We start from the raw sequence: 3915 nt of genomic DNA on the forward strand, positions 1-3915 counted from the left end.
GGCGAAAAAAGCTTGTTCAATTGGCAAAATCAGGCGATCTTGACATCACCTGGCACGCCACTTGGGGAATGTCGGTTTGTAACGGAGAACCTCGGCGTAAGAACTCCTAGCCCAGAGGGGCCGCTAGCAAAGTTAATTTTACCTCAACGCGATATACTCATTGGTCAGGTGGCCACGTTCAAGGCCACTTTTGACCGCCTGAGCTAACCCCATTTAGTCAAATGTCTTCGAGGAAAGTGGGTAACGCTACGTCATATGGTCCATTTTGAGGTCGGTAACATGGTTACAAATACGTGTGTAAGTTGTTGATATTTAACGATGATCCGGGAGTTCGAGTCTCTCATCACCCACCATCCCCTCCGCTTGACCATAGATCACTGTCGGGTCGCATTGCCTTTCATGTGCCTTGCCTTTGGCGGGTCTCCTCTGCCCGCCGGATATGGCTGCAGGCCTAAAAGGGGATCTGGATGTTCACCGAGGCTCCGTAGGAGTCAAACCCCGTGGCGCCAATGCCGTCATAGAACCCGTCTATCGCGACCTTGACACCCCGGTTCGGCAGAAACCATGTCGCACCGGCCTCCAGCCGTCCTCTGAAATCCGACTCCGCAGAGGCCAGCGTGGCGTCTGTCGGCGTGCTGTCCAGAAGCTTGTTGAAATCATAGATCCCGGAGAACGACACATAGGGAGAGAATTGCATGTGGGTGCCGCGGTTGATCTCCCAGGACAGCTTTGGACCGAACTCCAGCCGTCCCAGGTCGAACTCCTGCGCGGGAATCCTGCGGCCGAGCGAGTCGGTATAGCTTTTCTGTTTCTCGTTGAAATAGGTGAAGCGGGCAAAGGGGCTGACGGTCAGGGTCGCGTTGACCTTGAAATCGCCGGTCAGACCGGCCTGCACAAGATAGCGCCGGGTGTCGAAATCATCTTCGAACAGACCCAGCGCATTCACCTTGTTCTTGGACCGCCCATAGGTGGCGGATGCATCCAGGTAGAGATTTCGGTCTAGGCGAATGACCGCATAGGGGCCGACCATCCAGCCCACACCCTTGGCCGAGGTATTGGCGGTGCGGTTCTCTTCGTCGGTGATATCCAACTGTCCCATGATGCCAAACACCGCGCGGTCGGATCCGCGGTAATCCACGCCTGCAAAGAACAGCCCGGATTTGCTCTGGGCGTTGAGGTTGTCGTTGACCGCATAGGTGCCTTGGGCCCAGAAATCCCAGCCGGTCTGTGCCGCCTGGCCGACAGCAAGGGCAGCACGGCTGTCCTCGGTTGCGGCGCGGTCAACCTGCGCGTTGCCGACCTCCTGCACACCACGTCCCTGTCGGGGCAGGAAGGCCATGCGGCGAACACCGCCGTCCTCGGCCGCGGTGTCTCCCTCTGTGTTCCCTACCGCTGATTGGTCGGCAGCGGAGCTGAGGGAGGAGCGCCATTTGGTTCCGTCGTTTCGTTGCGCGGTCTGTTCGGCAAAGGCGCGATAGCTGAAGCTGAAGCTGCCGGAATGGCCATTTGGCGTTGCGCTAAAGCTCAACCCGTTTCCGGCGCGCTGCCGGGATTGGGCACCACCGGCCAGCCGCGACAGCAGATCCGGCTGGTTTGATACGATCGTATTCGCCCGGTTGGTCACAAAGGCGGCAATGACCTCCTGGGTGCGGCGGATGTCTGCTGTGTCGTTCCTGGCGTTGGTCATCGTAAAGGAAACGCTTCTCAGGCGGCGGGCGCTGGCGGTCACCGGATAGGGCGCCAGAGTGGGGGTGCCCTGGTAGGTCGATGCGATGCCGTTTGCCGTCAGGTCCGAGCTTGTGGCCGTCCCATCCGCGCCTGTGATGACGGTTTCGGTATTGGTGCCCGTGGCAGCAAAGATCAGCGATGCGCCACTGGCAGGCGCCGTGAAGGTGACGGCCACACCGGCAACACCAGCGCCATTCGCCTCTGTCGCGGTGACGACAAGCGGTTCACCAAAGGGCTGATTGATCTCGGCGCTCTGGTCAGAGCCGGATATCAGCTGCAGGCTGCTTGCGACCCCCTGGGCGGCGCCGCGCACATTGACGTCAAAGGGATTTTCATCCGCATCAGTGTTGCCAAGGCTCAGGTCAAAGCCGAAGGCGCCCCCGGCCGTGGCCGTATAGGACAGGGTCAGTGTCGCGGTCCCGCCCAATGCCGCCACGGACTTCGTGTCCAAGGTCATCCTGTTCACGGTGACATTCTCCGCCCCGCTGATGGCCCGCCGCAGCCGTGCGCCCTTGATCTTCAGCGTGTCCGTTCCGGAATTGGTGATGGTATAGGTGATCGTCGCCTCGGTTCCGGATGTGATCGACGAGGAAACCGTATCCGTATCCCCGTCTTCAAGTGGGCCGCTTTCAGAGGATGAGATGTCAATCTCAGGCGTGCCGCTGGCCCGGCCGGCAATTGTGATGCTGAACTCTTCCTCCGTGGATGCCTCCGCGTTGCCGTTTTGCCGCTTGCTGGTCGCCCGGCTTCCCGGCTGCGCGTAGGAGATCATCAGGTCAAAACTGAAACGGCCGCTTTGCGGCGCGGAATAGCTGATCTCCAATGTGCTTGTTCCGCCTGCGCTGGCGACGGTATTGGAGGAGAGCGTGATACTGTTGATTACCACATTAATCTGGTTCGAGATATTCTGCGAAATCGTCGGCGTGTTGATGGTCAGCTCGCCGGTTCCGGGATTGGAAATGATATAGGTGATCACATAGTCGTCGCCTGCAACGGCAATGCCGGAAATCCGATCCGTTCCTCCATCCTCAAGCGGCCCGTTCTCCGAGGAGCCAAAGCTGAACTCGGCCGTACCGAGGGCGGTGCCGCTCACCGTGATCGTATAGCTGCCTTCGTCGGCGTCATCGCTGGCAACGGTCAGGTCGAAGGAAAAGGCGCCATCCAACGTCGGCGTGTAGAGCACCGTGAAGGTGGTTGTCCCATTGGCGGCAATCGCCGCAGCATCCGGCGCCGAGATGGCATCGACGCTGACATTGTTGAGCGCGCTGCTGCTGGGCGTGCCTGATATGGTCAGCGTCGCGTTGCCCTGGTTTGCAATCGTGTAGGTCAGGCTTTGCTGTTCGCCCGCGTTGAGGCTCCCCTGGTCATCGTTTCCGCCGTTGGCGATGGAGGTCGAGGCCGGGCGTTGCAGGTCGATCTCCGGCGAGGCCACGGTCAGGGTCGCGGCGGAACTGCCCGAATTCCCAAGGTCGGAGCTCAGATCTCCGGTCGTGTTGCTGTACGTGCCGTCGTCCGCCGCGCTCACATCGACCGACACCGTGCAGCTTGCCCCCGCATCGACAGCGCCCGCGGAATAGCTGATCGTACCTGTCTCGCTTGCGGCCGTCAGCGTACCGCCGGTGCAGCTTGTGTCCGCATTGGCGGGGGTGGCCACCGTCAGCCCCGTGGGCAACCCGTTGGAAAACGCCAGCCCCGTGGCCGCTTGCCCATTTGCGGTATTGTCGATCGTGAACGTGACGGTCGCGGTGCCATCGGCGCGGATGGTGTCGGGCGCAAAGCTCTGGTTGAACGTGGGCGCCGCAGCGGCACTGCCGCCGATCGTGAAACTGAACGGGCTTTCGTCACTGTCGCCATTGACGAAACTCACGTCGAATGAAAACGCCCCGGCACCCGTCGGCGTATACTGCACCTCAAACACCGTGGTGCCGCCATTGGCCGCCACGCTGCTGTCCCCAGGCGCCGAGATCGCATCGACCGTCACATTGACCAGGTTCGAAGCAGTCGCCGTCTCCAGCGTCAAAGCCGCTGCCCCAGAGTTGGTGACCGTATAGGTGAGCGTTTCCATCACCCCGGCCAGCTTGTTGCCCTGATCGTCGGTGCCGCCATCCGGGACGGTATTTGTGGTGGAAGAGGTGAGGTTCTCGATCTCGGCCTCGGCATTGATGGTGCCGGTGAGGGTGACGTTAT

2 protein-coding genes are annotated in these 3915 nt (G+C 60.7%); one reads left to right on the forward strand and one right to left on the reverse strand.

Annotated features, from left to right (window positions below):
• A partial coding sequence (locus PXK01_RS21785; protein WP_274861716.1) for a hypothetical protein occupies positions 1–207 on the forward strand: 207 nt, incomplete at its 5' end.
• A 244-nt stretch (positions 208–451) separates the two neighbouring features.
• Here PXK01_RS21785 and PXK01_RS21790 read toward each other — a convergent pair.
• A partial coding sequence (locus PXK01_RS21790) for a DUF7933 domain-containing protein (RefSeq protein ID WP_274861717.1) occupies positions 452–3915 on the reverse strand: 3464 nt, incomplete at its 5' end.

Origin of the sequence: Phaeobacter sp. PT47_59, from assembly GCF_028890025.1 — a bacterium.
GTDB lineage: Bacteria > Pseudomonadota > Alphaproteobacteria > Rhodobacterales > Rhodobacteraceae > Phycobacter.